This is a genomic window from Pseudarthrobacter sp. MDT1-22 (assembly GCF_054511035.1).
Map to the genome: position 1 here is coordinate 52,388 of NZ_JBTNDK010000001.1, position 17,463 is coordinate 69,850.

A 17,463-nucleotide genomic window follows, 5' to 3' on the forward strand; every position below is an offset into this window, starting at 1 on the left:
GCCATGACTACCACTACAGAGCGTGTATCCACCCGCACCCCTGCCGTGCCTGCCCGGTCCCGGCGGAAGCCGAACTGGAACCTGGTCCTCCGCATTGTCCTGCTGATGATCGCGGCCGTCCTGACCCTGGGCCCGGTGATGTGGACCCTGTCCACCTCGCTGCGGTCGCCGTCGGAATCGTTCAAGCTGCCGCCGTCGTTCTTCCCCTGGAATCCGGACTTCACGTCCTACGCGCAGGTCTTCCAGCAGCTGGACATCGTCCTCCTGGTGCTGAACAGCGCCCTGGTCACCGGACTCATCGCCGTGGGGCAGATGGTCACCGCCGCGATGGCCGGCTACGCCTTCGCCAACCTGAAGTTCCGCGGCCGCGGGGCCCTGTTCTCCATCGTGCTGGCCACAATGATGGTGCCGGTGCAGGTGACCATCGTGCCGGTGTTTATGCTGATCCGAGGCATGGGGCTCTCGGACACCCTCCTGGCGCTGATCCTGCCGGCCATCCCGACGGCGTTCGGCACCTTCCTGATGCGGCAGTACTTCATGGGGCTGCCCACCGACCTCGCGGAAGCGGCGTCGATCGACGGCGCATCGCCATGGCGGACCTTCCGCTCGGTCTACGCCCCGCTGGCCATTCCGGGGATGGCGATCGTGGGCATCCTGGCCTTCAATTTCCACTGGAACGAGTTCTTCCGGCCGCTCATCATGACCATCTCAGAACAGAACTTCACCCTGCCGCTGGGCCTCGTCTCCCTCCAGGGCAACCTGGGCACCGGGAGCATCTCCGTAGTGCTGGCCGGCGTGGTCCTGTCCATGATCCCCGCCCTGGTGGTCTTCATCTTCGGCCAGCGCGCGCTGCAGGACGGCCTCACCGCCGGCAGCGGCAAATAATCCCAACTTCTGAGAGGCTTACTTCCATGTCATCCCCGGACCTCGCCGCCGCCGACTTCGCCCGCCTGGCCGCCGCCCACCCCGACCCAGCGTTCCCGCACTTCCACCCCCGCCCCGCCCAGGGCTGGATCAACGACCCCAACGGCATCAGCCACCTCAACGGCCGGTACCACGTCTTCTTCCAGTACAACCCCGCGTCCGCCCGGCACCACAAGATCGCGTGGGGCCACATCAGCTCCGCGGACCTGGTCCGCTGGGAGGAACACCCCGTGGCGCTGCGCCCGCAGGACGGCGGGCCGGACGAGTACGGCTGCTGGACCGGTGTGGTGACGGACGACGGCGGTGTCCCCACCGCCGCGTACTCCGGTGTCCGCGGCGACGGCGGCCACTCGCAGGTGGTCATCTCCCGCGGTTCGGCGGACCTTGTTTCCTGGACCCAGGATGGGCACGTCGCGGCGTCCATGCCGGCCGACCCCATGGTCACGGCCGTCCGCGACCCCTTCATCTTCCGATTCAACGGCAAGCGCTACGCCATGCAGGGCGCGGGTCTGGCCTCCGGCCACGCGGCGCTCCTGCTCTACACGGTGGAGGACCTGGCTGACTGGAAGTACCAGGGCATCTGGCTCACGTCGGAAAACCCGGTCGCAGCTGCCCGGACGCCGGCCGAGATCTGGGAGTGCCCGCAGCTGGTGCGCGTGCCGTCCGTGTCCTCCGCTGAATCCCTTGAATCCGGGTCCGGCAGCGACGCTTCTTCCGACGACGCGTGGGTCATGATGTTCTCCCTGTGGCTGTCCGGCGATGACCACGAGCACGCCAACGGCGTTGGCCACCTCATCGGCTCCCTGGCCGAGGACCCCGCCACCGGGCTGCCGGTATTTTCCCCGGAGACCGGCGGAAAGTCCGACCTGGGCCGCGACTTCTACGCGCCGCAGATCGTGCAGCTGCAGGACGGTGCCGGCGCCGGCGCTCCCGGTGATCCTGTTTCTTCCTCTGCCCTTGCTGCCCTCGCGGAGCCCAAGGGCCTGCTGTGGGGCTGGGCCAATGAAGGACCGGGACGGGACGGCCGCCGGGGCCGCAGCCAGGCCGAGATCGACGCCGCGGGCTGGGCCGGTGTGCTCACGCACCCGCGCCTGCTGTCCGTGGTGGACGGTTCCCTGGCCGTGGCACCGGCGCCGGAGGTGGATGCCTACCGCGGAGCGCAGCTGGCTGCGCAGGCTGCCGGGAGCGTTGAGCTGCCGGCGTATGCCGAGGCTGTGGTGACCGCCCACTCCGGTGGGCCGGGCGCGCTGGCCGCGGACGACGTCGTCGAACTTTCCCTGGTGGCCGATGGTTCAACCGAGGCGGGGCAAGTGGTCTTCAGCGGGCCTCTGGCTGCGGGGGAGGAGCTGCGGGTGTTTGTGGACGCGTCGCTGGTGGAGGTGTACCGGAGCGGTTCGGTGGCCACCACGCTGCGCGCCTATCCGGCGCCCGGCGAGCGGTGGGTGCTGCGGCTTCCCGAGGCCGCGGCTGCGGACGTCTGGCAGCTGGCACAGCCTAAGTAGCCTGAATAGCGCCGGGTTCCTAAAGGACTCCGGCACTGTTCGCCGGGCCGGGGTCGGTGCCGGGGGTCAGACCTGGCCGGCGGGGACCGTGCCGGTTGACTCGCGCACCACGAGCCGGCACGGGACCAGCGTCTGGGCTGGCACGTCGTGTCCGGCCGGGGCGCCGCCGTCATTGTCGTTGTCCTCCGGTTCCTCCGACAGTTCCCGGAGGAGCCCGGTCATGGCAGCGGCCCCCATCTCCCGCAGCGGGAGGGCCATGGTGGTGAGCGCCGGGACCATGGTGGAGGCGATGCGGAATTCGTCGTCGTACCCCATGATCGAGAGGTCCTGCGGGATGGCCAGGCCCAGCCGGTTGGCCGCGAGCACCACGCCGATGGCCAGGCGGTCGTTCGCGCACACGATCGCGGTGGGCCGGTCCGGCGCAGCCACGCCGTCCAGGAGCTTCATGGCGCCATGGAACCCGGCATCGATGTCCCAGCCAGCTTCGAGGATCCGGGCCGGCCGCACCGGCAACCCGGCGGCCTCAAAGGCATCCCGATGGCCCTGGATCCGGCGCGGCGCGGCGGGCGTGAGGCCGTCACCGGCGAGGAACGCGATGTCCCGGTGGCCAAGCTCCAGCAGATGCGTTGCCGCCTCCCGGCCGCCGCGGACCTCATCCGGAATGACGGCCGGAACGCCTGCCTCGGGACGGTCATCGAAGCAGTTGGCCAGCACCGACGGCACGCGCAGCATGTTGAGCGGGACGTGCAGGGGGCGCAGGCCCACGGTGACGTACATCAGCCCGTCCACCTGGCGGTCCAGCAGCGTTGCCACCGCACTTTCGTCACGGGTCTCGTCCAGCTCCGTATCCATCACCACGGTGACAAAACCCTGGGACCTGGCCACGGCGTCCGCGCCGGCGATGATATTGCCGTCGAACGGGCTGGTGACCACCTGGTCCGAGACGATCCCGATGATCCGCGACCGGCGGTTCCGAAGGCTCACGGCAATGGCGTTGGGCGTGTAGTTCAGCGTGGCCGCCGCTTCCCGGATCCGGACCTGGCTCTCCTTGGCCACATTCCCGTCGCCGCGCCCGTTCAGGACCAGCGACACCGCGCTGCGGGAAACTCCGGCGAGCTTGGCGACGTCGAGCGCTGTGGCTTTGCGGTTCATACTGGGTTTCCTCCCGCGTACGGTATTTCCTGCAGTCTACCTAACGCGTGTGAGGTGCGCCCGGACGCGGGGGGCGCTTTCCCCCAACTGAGTAGCGCTATCTGTCGTTTTGAGGGGTCAAAACGACAGATAGCGCTACCTACTTGGGCCGGGGCGGGTTCGGGAGGTGCGCTTCAGGCAGGCGCGGCAGGCTGGCCGCCGCGACCAGCAGTGCCAGGGCCCCGAGGCCAAACGGCAGGGCGGTGAGGGTGGCGATGCCGCCCACCAGCAGCGGCCCGCCAGCGTCACCGAGTTCCCGGCCAAGTTCTGCCGAACCCATGGTCCGGCCCATCCGCTCCGGCGGCGTGGTGTCGGCCAGATGCGCGAAGCCGAGCGGCGTGGCCAGGCCGACGCCCGCGCCAATGGCTGCCGCGGCAATGAACAGCGTGACCGGACCCGGGGTGAGGGCGATGAGTGCGACGCCCGCGGCGGTAAGGAGGAGTCCCGCCGTCGTCCCTTTGTTATCGCTGATGCGGTGCGCGTCCCGCAGCCTGCCGATCCAGGGCTGGGTGAGCACCGACGTGATGGCCAGGACACTGACCGCGGCCGTGCCGGCAACCGGGCCAAGGCCGTGTCGCGTGGCGAGAGCGGGAATGAATCCGATCGCCGCGCCGAGCGCCCCGGTCGAGGCCGCCAGCACCAGCGTGGGCACCAGGAAGCGCCGCTCGGTGACCTGGCGGGCGAGATCGAGCACGGTGTAACGCTGCCGGGGGAGCGGCGCCAGGTGCGGAACAGACACGAGCACCCACACGGCGGTGGCCGCCGCCAGCACCGAGAGCGCGCCGAACAGCAGGGCAAACCCGCCCGCGAGAATCAGTCCCGCCCCCAGCAGCGGACCGATGACGTACCCCAGGCTTTTCCACGAACCATACCGGCCGAAGTAGGTCCCGGCCTTCTTCCCCGCCGCCAGCCGCGCAACCATCGCGGACGACGCCGGCGAGAACGCCGAAGCCGCCGCGCCCTGCCCCAGCCGCGCGAGTCCAAGCATCAGCGGATCCGCCGCCCAGAGGCCGATCAGCGACAGCACCGCGAAGGCCAGGAGGCCGCCGACGATGACAGGCTTGGTTCCGATCCGGTCGCTCAGGGCGCCGAAGACCGGCTTGAGGAAGACCTCGGAAACGTCATAGAGGGCCAGCAGGATGCCCAGGTTGAGCAGCGTCAGGCCGATGTTCTCGCTCTGCGCGCCCATGCCAGCGGCGATGCTGTGGGCGCCGAACGCGGTGACGAAGCCGGCCGCGTACAGGGGAACGGCGGACGCCCGGGCGTTGACCACCTGTGCCGCGGCGCTCACGCGCGCACTTCGAGACAGGGCGCCTGCTTTAGGGAAATCACACCGCAAAGCGTAGCAACAGCGGAACTGAGTAGCGCTAAGTGTCGTAATCGACCCTGAAAACGACAGTTGGCGCTACCCAGTTGGGCCGGAGGAAGCTCAGGTGAGGGACGCCGCCAGCTCCTCGATGATCTCGAACTGCTCGCGCACGCCGCTTTCCATGCCGGACTGCGCGATCATGTCCCGGACTTCCTTGCTCCCCGCATCGGTGCGGATCCGCACGGTGGTGGCGCCGCCGTCGGCCCCGTCAAAGGTGACCGTATTAGGAACGGCGCCTTCCTCGCTGTCCGGCGCGGTGCCCGGCATCTCCATGACCTCCGTGTGGACGATCCGCTCGTTGGGCACAATCTCGCGGTATATGCCGTGGGAGGCCACCTCGAATTCGCCGTGCGCCACCATGACGTATCGCCACGCGCCGCCGACCCGGAAGTCCATGGCCGCCACAGTCATCTCGCCACGCCGTCCGGGCCACCATTTCTTGACGAGTTCCGGCGTGGTCCAGGCCCGGTAGACGAGGTGCGGGGGTGCGTTGAGGGTCCGCGTGATCAGGATTTCCGTGTCGCTGGGGAACGTCACATCCATGGTGCTGCTGCTTGCCTGTGCCATTGTCCTGCTCCTTTCAGTGCTCTTCCTTGAGATCCTCCAGCACGTCCTCGAGAAGATCGAAGCGCTCCTCCCAGAGGTGCTGGTAGCTGGCCACCCAGTCGTAGATGGGCTTGAGGGCTTGCGGATTGAGCCGGTAGAGCCGCTGCCGGCCTTCGTCACGCACGACGACGGCGCCCACCTCGCGCAGCACCCGCAAGTGCCGTGACACGTGCGGCTGCGCCAGGCCCAAAAGGGTCACCAGCTCGTTGACCGGGCGCTCGCCTTGAGTGAGGGCGTCCAGGATTTCCCGACGGCGGGGCTCAGCCACCGCGTTGAACGTATCTGCCGTTGTTGCTGCCCGTGCCATACGGCGATTGTATACCCATATGGATATGCATTGGAAGGGACGGACAGCTCATCTGCCACGCAGTGCCAATGAGTTGAAAAGTCGAGTACCTACTACTGATGCTTTTGGCATCCCCGGCCGCATAGCGTCGTATGGGGGACCTGCGAGACGTCCATCGGTACACCGCTTCTGGGGGCAGGAAGGACAGCAATGGCGCCGGACGAGGGCAATGCCCTTCCCCTCCTGGATCCGGATGTCCTGGACAGGCTGCGGACAGAGCTCGAGGACGATGAGGGAGTTTGGACGGTGTTCGTGCGGAACTTCATCGACTATCTGCCCCAGAGGACTGAAAAGCTGCGTCTGACCCTGACCACCGGGGACCTGGCCGGCGCAATGGACGCTGTCCTCAGCCTCAAGACTTCCAGCCAGATGGTAGGCGCGGAGCGCCTCGCCGGGCTTGCCATGGACCTGGAACGGTCCCTTCGACACGAGACCCTCGACTCTGAACCCGCCCGGGTCCTGCCCCGGTTGGCAGCGGACCACCTCACCCAGATCAAGCGCTGCGCCCGGCAGACCAGGTATCTGCTGCAGAGATATCTTCATTCCAAGCCGGGCGGGAAGTGACACCGCTGCGTTCGACTGGCGTGCCAATCGGCACTGGTCGCGTCATCAAGCGACAACTGATGCGCAACTCGATGGCCGCCGTGGTGGACGGCCATGGAGCTTTCTATGCCGGACTGGTCAATCAGCGTCCCTGGACATCACTGGTCTTTCGCCGGACGGCGTTCAACAACATGGCCAGTGAGCCGTCCTGAGGCAGCAACGCGTAGATGCCCGCAGCGGCTGCTTGCCGTTGCACCCCCGAAGTCGGGGCCAGCATCACGATGCGGGTGCGGGGCGCAGCAGCACGAATGCTGAGCGCGGCAGCCATGCCGTCGTCGTCGCGCAGGAGGTTGTCAAGGATGACGACGTCGGGCGCCAGTTCGCGGACCAGGTCAACGCCCGATTGCGCCGAGTCAGCAGTTCCCACACTGAGCATGTCCGGTTCCCGGTCCAGGGCGACGGCAAGCAGCTCGGTGAACGTCCGGTGGCGGTTGATGGTCATGACTCGAATCTTTTGTGAGTCGGGGGTGGACGCTGACACGGGCATGGCGGTGTTGGCCGTGGACTCAAGAAGCCTGGCGTAAATGGACCTCAAGACGGGACCAGGCGCACAGCCCATTTCCCGGTCCATGGTCCGCCTGCACCGTTCGAACGCACGCAAGGCCTCCGTGGGCTGGCCACCTTGCTCCAGGCCGAGGACAAGAGCCGTCCAGGCCTGCTCGCTGAGGGGATCATCCGCGACGGCCTCCCTGGCCCAGGCAGCGGCCAGCCGGGTTCTTCCCACGGCCAGGGCAGACTCCGCCGCCAGAATCCGGGCATGGAAGACGCGGGCAGCATGGCGGGTTCGCTCGCCCTCGGCCCAGGATGGCAACAGTTCATCGCCCAGCAGTGGAGCCGAAGCCAGGCCAAGAGCCTCCTGGAGCAGCACAATCGCGCGCCGCGGCACTGCGGATTCGGCCCTGCGCACCAGGGCCTCGAAGCGGTCCAGATCCAGGTCCACCAGCGACCTGTCCAGCATGTAGCCGCCGGTTACCGTCCGCAGGGGGCCGTCCTTGCCCATCCCGGGCTGCAGATGACGCCGCAGCACACTGACATAGCTTTCCAGGGTGGGGAGCGCCTCCGGCGGGGCCTGCCCGGCCCAGAGGATGTCGATCAGGCGGTCCTTGGAAACGGGTGCGCCGAGGTTCAACAAGAGGAGTTCGAGGATTTGCCGGGGCTTGGGGCCGCCCAGCTCCCCGTATCCGAGGACCGCATCCCCGCGCTGGATCCGGAGCGGACCGATGATTCTCGCACCGAGTCGGCCGGGGCCCGGCCCTGTGAGGACGGATGGCATCGTGTCATCTGAAACTGCCAGCTCTACTGAGTTCATGGGTGAACCTGCGATTCAGTTGCGAAGTTTGCTCAAGTGTGACTGTCTTGCTGGCGGGGGACACGAGTAGGGGCTACCTGTTTGAGGTTGGTAGCAGCTACTTGTTTTGTCCGGCGAATGGATGTGGAGTCCGGTGTCATTGCAGCCAACAAGGTTGTTGCAAGGTGTCCGGTGCACGATGACGTCATTCCATCCCTCCTAACGGCAGGCATGTCATGAGACCCTTTAGTTGGATGCCCTTGGGCCAGGCCGATGGCAAGGCGCCCGCATCCCCAAGCACTGAACACAGCACCTTCCCACCCAGACAAGGCCGGCACGCCGTCGCCCGCTCAGCAAGAGTCCGGCCGGCACGGGTCCGGATGATCGCAGCCATCGCGGCAATGGTCATGCCCGTCGGCATGGGATTGCCCATCGTTGCAGCCAACGCCGAAACGGCTCCGGTTGGCCAGGGGTTCACGGTGAGCCCCTCCGACCTGGCGTTCATCCTGAAACAGATCAAAATCGCCGAGGCGCACGCTGCAACGCTGTCGCCGGAGCACCCGTGTGACACCATGATCGGCACCGGTCCTGATCAGATCGCGAGCCCCCTCGTTTCCCAGGGGCTGCGGACGGTCGACGGGTCATGCAACAACCTTGTGCCCGGCCAGGAGACGTTCGGCGCGGCCGACCAGACGTTCCCACGCCTGACCACGCCGGTATTCAAGAGTGCCGAGGACTCACCTCCCGCGTTCGGCCCTTCCCAGCCGACCTCGTACGCGCAGAAGAAGGGCTCCGTTTTCGACTCCGAGCCCCGCGTAATCAGCAACCTGATCGTGGACCAGACCTCAACCAACCCGGCCGCGGTGGCAGCGGCCGGTAACCCGGTCAGGTCGCAGGGCAACGAGGGCATCGTCCCGTGCACGACGGATCCAGATCCCTCGGCCACGCCGCCGGTCGTCGAAGATCCTGCGGGCTGCGTGCCGTCGCACCAGACCCTTTTCATCCCGAACGTGACCACGGACGTCGGCCTCTCGCCGCCCTACAATTCGATGTTCACCCTGTTCGGACAGTTCTTTGACCACGGCGTGGATCAGACCGTCAAGGGCGGAGGCACGGTGTTTGTGCCGCTGAAGGACGACGATCCACTGATCGCGGGCCCGGACCACGTCCTGGGCAACGGGGACGACCTGCCGCCGCACCTGCAGTTCATGGTCCTGACCCGAGGTAAGAACCAGCCCGGTCCGGACGGCACCACAGGCGACAACCCCGCGACTCCTGCGGACGAAAGTGCTGACGATATCCAGAATGCGACCAACACGGACTCGCCCTTGGTTGACCAGAGCCAGACCTACACCTCGCACTCGTCGCACCAGGTATTCGTGCGCGAGTACGTCAACAACGCCGACGGCAAGCCGGTCTCAACGGGCAAGCTCCTCGGCGGTCCGGCTGGTCCAACGGCGGGCGGCATGGCTACCTGGGCCACGACCAAGTCCCAGGCGGAGACCTTGCTTGGTCTCAAGCTCGAAGACAAGGACGCCACGAACATCCCGATGATCGCCGCGGACCCCTACGGCAAGTTCCTCCCCGGCCCCTTGCGCGGACTGCCGCAGTACGTGACGGGTGCGGGCCTGATCGAGGGTGACAAAGCCAACCCCGTGCCGGTTCCGGCGGATGTGAAGTACTTCGACACGCCGTTCCTGACCGACATCGCGCACAACGCGGACCCGAGCCCTCAGGACACGGACCACAACCCGGGCACGGCCCCGGTCGCGCCGGCCCCGGATGCTGACAACGTGGCATCTGCCGATTTCGCCAGCCAGCCGCTTGGTACGTACGACGACGAGATGCTCAACGCGCACTTCGTCGCCGGTGATGGGCGGGTCAACGAGAATATCGGACTGACCGCCATCCACCAGATATTCCACTCGGAACACGACCGGCTCGTCGGCGACATCAAGAACGTGCTGACCACCGATACTTCCGCGAGCGGCACGGCGGCCCTGGCCGAATGGCAGGCGGTCGCCGGCGCCAACGGCTGGAACGGTGAGCGCCTGTTCCAGGCGGCACGGTTCATCACCGAAATGGAGTACCAGCACCTGGTCTTCGAGGAGTTCGCCCGCAAGATTCAACCTGCGATCAACCCCTTCGAGCCGTTTGCGTTCACTCAGACCGAGCTCAACCCCGCGGTCAAGGCTGAATTCGCCCACGCCGTGTACCGCTTCGGTCACTCCATGCTGACCGAGACAATCTCCCGCAGGAACGAGGACAGCCCCGGTCCCGACGACCAGTTCGGCACCTCCGACGACATCTTGGGGAGTCAGAACGACATCTCCTTGCTCGAGGGTTTCCTCAACCCGCCGGAGTACACCAACGGCGGCCCTGCAGGTTCGCTCACCTCTGAGGAGGCTGCGGGCAGCATCATCATGGGTATGTCGGACCAGGCCGGTAACGAGCTCGATGAGTTCGTGACGGAAACGCTCCGCAACAACCTGCTGGGTCTGCCTCTGGACCTTCCGACGATCAACATGACACGGGCACGCTCCGAAGGAATTCCGCGGTTGAACGTCCTTCGCCGGGACCTGTTCAACTCAACGAATGACGGCCAGCTGAAGCCCTACATCAACTGGATCGACTTCGGAGAGAACCTCAAGCACCCGGAGTCGCTCGTAAACTTCGTCGCGGCCTACGGCCAGCACCCGTCCATCACCGGCCCTACGACGTTGGCGGGCAAGCGGGAGGCTGCACGGCTGATCGTCAACCCCAACACCGGGGACGTTGCTCCCACTGATGCTGCTGCGTTCATGAACAGCACGGACGCCTGGGCCAACAACGGCACCCAGTCGATCACCGGCCTGGACAACGTGGACCTTTGGGTCGGCGGTCTCGCGGAGCAGACCGTTGTTTTCGGTGGCCTGCTTGGAAGCACGTTCAACTACGTCTTCGAGAACCAGCTGACGGACCTGCAGAACGGCGACCGCCTGTATTACCTGGCGCGCACGCCGGGCATGAACCTGCGCAGTGCGCTGGAGGGTAACTCGTTCGCCGAGCTGATGATGCGCAACACGAACGTGCACACCCTGAAGGCCGACTCGTTCGCCACGGCGGACTGCAAGTTTGAACTGAAGAAGCTTGCGGGCACCACCGACGGCTTTGCGGCCTCCGGCAACACCGTAGCGGATGACCCGGACTCAGACTGCGATGAGGCCGCCCTGCTGATCCGCATGCCCGACGGTACGATCAAGTACCGCGCGAGGAACACCGTAGACCCCTCCGGGATCAACGGACAGAGCGTCTACAACGGCACTGCCGGCGTGGACCGCATCTTCGGTGGAAACGACAGCGACACCTTCTGGGGTGGTGCCAGCAACGACATCATCGAAGGTGGTGACGGAGCCGACGTCGCACTCGGCGGCGAAGGCGAAGACATCATCACCGACCTCGCCGGCGACGACGTGCACAAGGGCGGTCCCGGAAACGACGCGATCGACGCCGGCCCGGGCCTGGACATCATCATGGGCGGCGATGGCAAAGACTTCACGAACGGTGGAGCCAATGCCAACGAGACCTTCGGTGGAACTGGTGACGACTTCATCATGCTCGGTCAAGGCATCGATGCCGCGTTCGGTGACAGCGGCGACGATTGGGAAGAGGGCGGGGACCAACCTGACCTCATGATCGGGGACAGCAGCAACCTGTTCTTCCTGGACGACTCCCAAAAGCCCGGACACGACATCCTGATCGGCCAGGGCGGTGACGACGACTACGACATGGAAGGCGGCGACGACGTCGGCCTCGCAGGACCCGGCGTCGAGAAGGTCGCCGGAGCCTCGGGATACGACTGGGAGATCGGTCTTCAGGATCCACAGGCACAGGATGCCGACCTGAACCTCCCGATCCCGCCGCTGGACATCCTGCAGGTGGGAGTCCGGGACAAGTTCAACGAGGTGGAGGCACTCTCAGGCGCGAACCTCAATGACGTCCTGCGTGGCGACGACGTGGTTCCCAGCGCCGTCGGCGGCGCCGGATTCATCGGATGCGACGTGCTGGACCAGGCGGGCCTTGACCGCATCGCGGGCCTTGACCCACTGGTACCGGCGCTCAGCACTCCGGCGAACACCGTCATCGCGGCGTCGGCATCCAAGAACTGCCCGCTACTGGTCCCCGACAGCAACGTCTGGGGCGATGGCAACGTCCTCCTCGGCGGCGGTGGCAGCGACCTGATCGAGGGACGGGGCGCCGATGACATCATCGACGGCGACAGGTACCTCAGCGTCCGGCTCAGCGTCCGCACGGACGCGAACAACCGGCTCTCCGAGGTTGGCAGCGCGGCCGGAATGACCACGCAGTACCTGCGGGACGGAGACGGTAACCTCACCGGTGCCACCCTCCAGGAAGCCGTGTTCGCGGGAACCGTGAACCCGGGCAACATCGTGGCAGTCCGCGAGATCCTGGAAGGCACCGGCGGCACCGACACCGCGGTCTTCTCGGGACCGCTGTCGAACTACACGATCGTTGCCACCCCCGCAACGGCAACCGAACTGGCCAAGCTGACGGTCACCCAGACCGGCGCCAATGTGGCTGGCCAGCGGGCCAGCGACGGGATCGACACGCTGCGGAACATCGAGCGGCTGCAGTTCACCGATCAGGTGGTCACAGTGCAGGTGCCTGATGCGCCGGCCATCGGCTCGGCGACCGCAGGCAACAGCTCCGCGACGGTGACGTTTACGGCCCCGGCGCCCAACGGGTCCTCGGCGATCACGGGCTTCGAAGTGGTCGTGAACACCGGCGGCGCGGCAGTCCAGACGGTCACCGGCATTGCGGCCTCGGCCACCAGTGCCACGGTAACCGGACTGACCAACGGCACCTCGTACACCCTCCAGGTGCGCGCGGTGAACCAGTTCGGCGCAGGGCCGCTGTCCGCGGAATCCAACGCGGTCACACCGGCGCCCTCGGTGCCCGATGCCCCGACCGGAGTCACAGCCAGCGCGGGTGTCGCCTCGGCAACCGTTACCTGGACGGCGCCGGCCAGTGACGGAGGATCCCCGATCACAGGGTCCGAAGTCGAGGTCCGCACGGGAACCACGGTGGTCACCATGGTCTCCTTCGCCGACGCGGCCACCAGCCAGGTGGTCACCGGCCTGGCAAACGGGACCGCGTACACGTTCGTGGTCCGGGCGGTGAACGCGGCCGGAACCAGCCTGGGTTCGGCACCGTCGATTGCAATTACGACGCCGGGCACGCCAGATGCTCCGGTGATCGGAAGGGCAAGGCAAGGGGACAGAAGGGGTCCCATAACAGCCATCATCGACTGGACGCCGCCGGCCGCGACCGGCGGGTCTGCGATCACGGGCTACAAGGTGACGGCCCTGCGGATGAGTTCAGCCGCAGCCAACGCCACGGTGATCTCACGGACGGACTCCGCCGTCCTGCCGGCAACGGCGAGGACCCTGGAGATGACCCTTACAAACAACAACTACCGGTTCGTTGTAGTGGCCATCAACGCAGTAGGGACCAGCCCGGAGTCCGCCCGCTCGAACAGCGTGGTGGCACGATAGGGAAGGCAAAGCGCAGCTAGTACCTGCAGCTGGCAAGTGAAGGGGGTGGCCCCGCGGCCACCCCCTTTGCTGTGCGTGCGGAGCTGCCTGTGGGGGCACGCCACCACGGTGCCGAGCTCCCTCTGCTGCGCCGCCCCCTGTGCCGGCACACCCCTGCCTGCAGCTCCCTCGGCGGGGAAGGTAACGGGGGCATTTTTATCCAGGCATGGAAGAGGGGCCAGGCTGGCTGAGATGCAGCCTCAGCCAGCCTGGCCCTTCGTGGTTAGTTAGCGGGCAGCGGTGCTGTTCTGATCAATGGCCGTGTACCGGTTCCCGGGCAACGGACGCATCTGCGGGCTCTTTGTCCATGTCCACGCCCGTTCCTGTCCCCGAGCGCGGAGCCACTTTGACGTCGTCGGCGGTGTTCCCTGCGGCGCGCGCAACGCCGAGGCGGACAGCCTCCACAGTCTTGTCGCTCAGGAGCGGGCCGGTGTAGCCCAGTTCGAGCTCGCCGTCGCTTGCATGGGTGTCGTAGTTGCCCAGCGCATCGGCGAGGATGCCTTCCAGCGCGATTGCCTCGGCCAGAGCCCCGGGGTTGGCTGAGCTGGCGGTGAACCGGAGGTCGTGCACCAGGACCTGGGCCACATGAACGTGGTCCAGCCCCGGAAACGCCAGGTCGTGGCCGAATGCAAGGTTAACCAGTTCGCCGCCATCATCGATGGTGGCATCACTGGGCAGGGCAACAATAAGCTCTGGCACCGTGTGTTGCAGCACGTTGGCGCCCAGGACATCCGGTGAGATAGGGGACACGGCCAGCCCCAGGCTGCCGGCAGCAGAGGAGAGCGCTGCACTGAGCGTAACCAGATCCGCGTCCGGGGCCGGGTGGATGGCCACCACAATACGGCGCCGGACCATCAGCCCGTCGTAGCTCACCTGGGGCCGGCCGTTCCCCAGCTCGGAACCCGAACCGGACGTCAGGACCACGCCGGACGGGTCGGTTGGACGTGACCCGGGCGGCGCCCCAGTGCAGCCGGCCAACAGTGAAGAGGCCAGAACCACCGAGACGGCAACAGCAGCCGCCTTCATCTCACGTACCCGCCGGGTAACCCGGCTGGTAGCGCGGGATGAAATGGTTCGCTGGCAGGGTGTCCGGAACGGAGGGGTCGGAGGTGATGGGATCGTTGTTCCGCGGATCGCCCACGGAGAACTGCACCATCATGTCGTGGTCCTCGTGCACCAGGTTATGGCAGTGCACCATGTAGCGTCCGCCCGCCTGGGCTCCGGTGTCGAACTGCGTGAGTAAGGTGATGGACTCGTTCTCACCCGCATAGAAGACATCCTTGGGCCCCCCCTCCCACGCGAACGGTTTCCCGCCGTTGGTGTTGCGGGCGATGATCTTGGCATCGACCAGATGGATGTGGACAGGGTGGAACCACCCGCCGGATCCGTTGGTGATGGTCCACTGCTCAACGTCAAAAGGCTGCGGGTTGCCGAACAGCTTAGTGAACCCTGAACTTTCCACATCGGCCCACGTAACCCCGTTGATGGTCCATTCCCCGTTCTCCCGCTCCACCCTGAGCTCCCGCTTGGCCACAGCCATCTCCGGCGTCAGGCTCATGGTGGGCAGTCCGCCGCGGGCCGCATTCGGCGACCCGCCGTCGTCGAGCGTCTTGGGAATCGAGGAGATGCCTCCCTTCCCCGAGCCGGAGTTGCGCACTACCTCGAACTGCATGATTTTGTCCGTATTGGCAAAATCCTCGTTGTTCTTGTTGCTGAGGTTCCGCAACTGGATCTTTTGCCCCACTTTGTACTTCCGGAAGTCGATGAGGATCTCGTAGCGTTCCGCGGTGCCCTGCCGCCACGACTGCACCGCCTGGACCTTGGGCGTCATACCGCCGTCGGTGCCGACGATGTAAACCGGCTCTCCGGTGGAGAGGGTGGGCCGGTACGAACGGGTAATCGAGGCCACGAGGACCCGGAAACGGTAGATGCGCGGCTTCACTTTCATGGTTGGCCACGGCACCCCGTTGACCATGACGATGTCGCCCCACAAGCCGTCGTGGTCGTTGTCGTTGTAGCCGAACGAGCCGTCAGCATTGAACAGGGCATCCGAAATCATCAGCGGCACGTCGAACTCACCCTGCGGCAGCTGGGCGCGCTCGAACTTATCGGACAGGGGGTAGAAGCCGGCCAGCCCGGAGTACACGTTCTGGGCCGTCACGTGGTGCTTGTGGTCGTGGTACCAGAGTGTCCGCCCGGTTTGCCAGTTGGGGTAGTGGTAGTTCTTGACGTATCCCGGTGGAGTGGTGTCATTGGCGTACCCGTCGTATTGCGGCAGCGACGCCGAGCCGTGGAGGTGGGTAACGGTATGGAAGGCCATGGGATGCAGCAGGCCCAGCGCCGGGAAGTCATTGCGGATCCGCACCTCGGTCCGGGTCCCCTGGAGGGCCCGGATGGTAGGGGCGGGGAAAATACCGTTGTACCCGGCGAGCGTGGTGGTGAGCCCCGGCACAAACTGGGCTTGTCCAAGCTTCTGCGTCAGCGCGTACTTGGCATACGGGCGGTTGGGGTCGCCGTCGTCGAAGCCGGTTTCGTAAGGCTCCAGCACCGGCGGCCGCCGGAAGACCCCGGCGTACGGAACCGGGGTGTTTTGGGGCGCGAGCTGGCTCGTCGTGATGGGCGGCGTGGAGGGCGGCGTGGTGGACGAAGGAAGGGTGAGCGGGGCCCCCTTCATGCCCACGAGGCTGAATGCCCCAAGCGCTCCGCCCAGTTTTAGAACTTCCCTGCGAGATGTCATGACCTCTCCTCATGGTGAGTGGCTGCTCAACCCTGCTCAGATCATGCGCCGCGCAACTTGTAAAAAGGCTGGAGTGGCCAACCCCGGAGGCCCCTGCCAAGGGAGTGGTCGCCCGCATTACCGTCAGAGGCGGCCGGTAGAGTGAAATCATGCCCGCCGACCCAGCACGCCAGCCCCGGAACGGGTTCCCGAACCGTCCCTCCTTGGACGAACTGCTCGCCACCGCGCATGTGGTGAGCCTGCCCATGCGGGTGAAGTTCCGCGGCATCATGGAACGCGAAACGCTGCTGCTGCGCGGGCCGCACGGCTGGGGCGAGTTCTGCCCGTTCCCCGAATACGCCGACGCCGAGGCCTCCCGCTGGCTCGCCGCCACCATCGAGGCCGGCTGGCACGGCTTCCCTGCACCCGTCCGTTCGGTGATCCCGGTCAACGCCACCGTTCCTGCCGTTTCCGCGGACCGGGTGCCGGAGGTCCTGGCCCGGTTCGGCCGGGTGGACGCCGTCAAGATCAAGGTGGCCGAGCACGGGCAGACGCTCGACGACGACGCCGCCCGGGTCGCCGCCGTCCGCGCCGCCCTCCCCGACGCCGCCATCCGCGTCGACGCCAACGGCGGCTGGGACGTGCCCACTGCAGTGTCGGCACTCACCCGGCTCGCCGCCGTCGGACTTGAATACGCCGAGCAGCCGGTGCCCACAATTGAGGGGCTCGCCGAGGTACGGCGGCAGCTGCGCGCCGCCGGGACGCCGGTGCTGATCGCCGCCGACGAAAGCGTGCGCAAGGAATCCGATCCCCTTAAGGTGGCGCGGGCCGGCGCGGCGGATCTGCTGGTTGTCAAGGTCGCGCCGCTCGGGGGAGTGCGGCGCGCGCTGGACATCGTGGCGCAGGCCGGGCTCCCCGCCGTCGTCAGTTCCGCGCTGGACACGTCCGTGGGCATCCGCGCCGGGCTGGCTCTGGCCGCTGCCCTGCCCGAGCTGCCGTATGCGTGCGGGCTGGGGACGGTGTCGCTGTTCACCTCGGACATCACGCGGGATCCGTTAGTGGCCGACGACGGCGCCATCCGCCTCCGCGATGTCGCCGCCGACGCCGGGCTGCTGGAGCAGTTTGCGGCTTCCGCGGAACGCCGCGACTGGTGGCTGGCCCGGCTCGCCAGGGTCCACGCCCTCCTCGCCCTCGGACGCTCTCTCACTTAACGCGGGATTCTTACGGACGCTCTCTCACTTAACGCGGGTTTTTGGGCAACGCTCTCTCACATCCCTGCAGGTCACCGCCGGTTAACCTGAACTTCACCTTGCCGACGGCTTGG

At 66.6% G+C, this 17,463-nt stretch carries 12 protein-coding genes; 5 read left to right on the top strand and 7 right to left on the bottom strand.

Going from position 1 to position 17,463, the window contains the following annotated elements; genetic code table 11:
- Window positions 1–3: 3 nt before the first annotated feature.
- Together ACX80M_RS00315 and ACX80M_RS00320 are read left to right on the top strand one after the other, a co-directional pair.
- On the top strand, window positions 4–885 hold the full coding sequence (locus ACX80M_RS00315) for a carbohydrate ABC transporter permease (protein WP_252608355.1): 882 nt from the start codon (window positions 4–6) through the stop codon (window positions 883–885).
- A 26-nt stretch (window positions 886–911) separates the two neighbouring features.
- Entirely contained in the window at window positions 912–2,426 is a 1,515-nt protein-coding gene (locus ACX80M_RS00320) for a glycoside hydrolase family 32 protein (RefSeq protein ID WP_459308241.1), read from the top strand.
- A 66-nt stretch (window positions 2,427–2,492) separates the two neighbouring features.
- Here the strand turns inward: ACX80M_RS00320 and ACX80M_RS00325 are convergent, their stop codons facing one another.
- The 4 genes from ACX80M_RS00325 to ACX80M_RS00340 all read right to left on the bottom strand — a co-directional run bounded on the left by ACX80M_RS00325 (window position 2,493) and on the right by ACX80M_RS00340 (window position 5,899).
- The gene (locus ACX80M_RS00325; protein WP_252608358.1) at window positions 2,493–3,578 is read right to left on the bottom strand and encodes a LacI family DNA-binding transcriptional regulator; all 1,086 of its coding nucleotides are present in this window, start codon (window positions 3,576–3,578) and stop codon (window positions 2,493–2,495) included.
- Window positions 3,579–3,717: 139 nt separating this feature from the next.
- Window positions 3,718–4,908 carry an MFS transporter gene (locus ACX80M_RS00330; RefSeq protein ID WP_459308244.1) on the bottom strand — a complete coding sequence of 397 codons (1,191 nt, stop codon included), beginning with the start codon at window positions 4,906–4,908 and terminating at the stop codon, window positions 3,718–3,720.
- Between the two features lie 138 nt (window positions 4,909–5,046).
- Window positions 5,047–5,553 (bottom strand): SRPBCC family protein, encoded by a 507-nt coding sequence (locus tag ACX80M_RS00335; RefSeq protein WP_459308246.1) that lies wholly within the window; start codon window positions 5,551–5,553, stop codon window positions 5,047–5,049.
- Between the two features lie 13 nt (window positions 5,554–5,566).
- Complete coding sequence (locus ACX80M_RS00340) at window positions 5,567–5,899, bottom strand: ArsR/SmtB family transcription factor (RefSeq protein WP_252598552.1); 333 nt, start codon at window positions 5,897–5,899, stop codon at window positions 5,567–5,569.
- Between the two features lie 189 nt (window positions 5,900–6,088).
- Between ACX80M_RS00340 and ACX80M_RS00345 the strand changes: the two genes are divergently transcribed.
- Window positions 6,089–6,502: an Hpt domain-containing protein gene (locus ACX80M_RS00345; RefSeq protein ID WP_252613824.1), complete on the top strand. Its 414-nt coding sequence runs from the start codon at window positions 6,089–6,091 to the stop codon at window positions 6,500–6,502.
- A 121-nt stretch (window positions 6,503–6,623) separates the two neighbouring features.
- Here ACX80M_RS00345 and ACX80M_RS00350 read toward each other — a convergent pair whose 3' ends face one another.
- Window positions 6,624–7,850 carry a BTAD domain-containing putative transcriptional regulator gene (locus ACX80M_RS00350; RefSeq protein WP_459308249.1) on the bottom strand — a complete coding sequence of 409 codons (1,227 nt, stop codon included), beginning with the start codon at window positions 7,848–7,850 and terminating at the stop codon, window positions 6,624–6,626.
- Window positions 7,851–8,209: 359 nt separating this feature from the next.
- Here ACX80M_RS00350 and ACX80M_RS00355 point away from each other — a divergent pair, with 359 nt between their 5' ends.
- Window positions 8,210–13,384 carry a peroxidase family protein gene (locus ACX80M_RS00355; RefSeq protein WP_459308251.1) on the top strand — a complete coding sequence of 1,725 codons (5,175 nt, stop codon included), beginning with the start codon at window positions 8,210–8,212 and terminating at the stop codon, window positions 13,382–13,384.
- Between the two features lie 291 nt (window positions 13,385–13,675).
- Here ACX80M_RS00355 and ACX80M_RS00360 read toward each other — a convergent pair whose 3' ends face one another.
- Window positions 13,676–14,449, bottom strand: a complete 774-nt coding sequence (locus tag ACX80M_RS00360) for a hypothetical protein (protein ID WP_459308253.1) — start codon at window positions 14,447–14,449, stop codon at window positions 13,676–13,678.
- A gap of 1 nt (window position 14,450) precedes the next feature.
- Window positions 14,451–16,160, bottom strand: a complete 1,710-nt coding sequence (locus tag ACX80M_RS00365) for a multicopper oxidase family protein (protein ID WP_252613828.1) — start codon at window positions 16,158–16,160, stop codon at window positions 14,451–14,453.
- A 149-nt stretch (window positions 16,161–16,309) separates the two neighbouring features.
- Here ACX80M_RS00365 and ACX80M_RS00370 point away from each other — a divergent pair, with 149 nt between their 5' ends.
- Window positions 16,310–17,350: an o-succinylbenzoate synthase gene (locus tag ACX80M_RS00370; protein ID WP_459308255.1), complete on the top strand. Its 1,041-nt coding sequence runs from the start codon at window positions 16,310–16,312 to the stop codon at window positions 17,348–17,350.
- The last annotated feature ends 113 nt before the right edge of the window (window positions 17,351–17,463 follow it).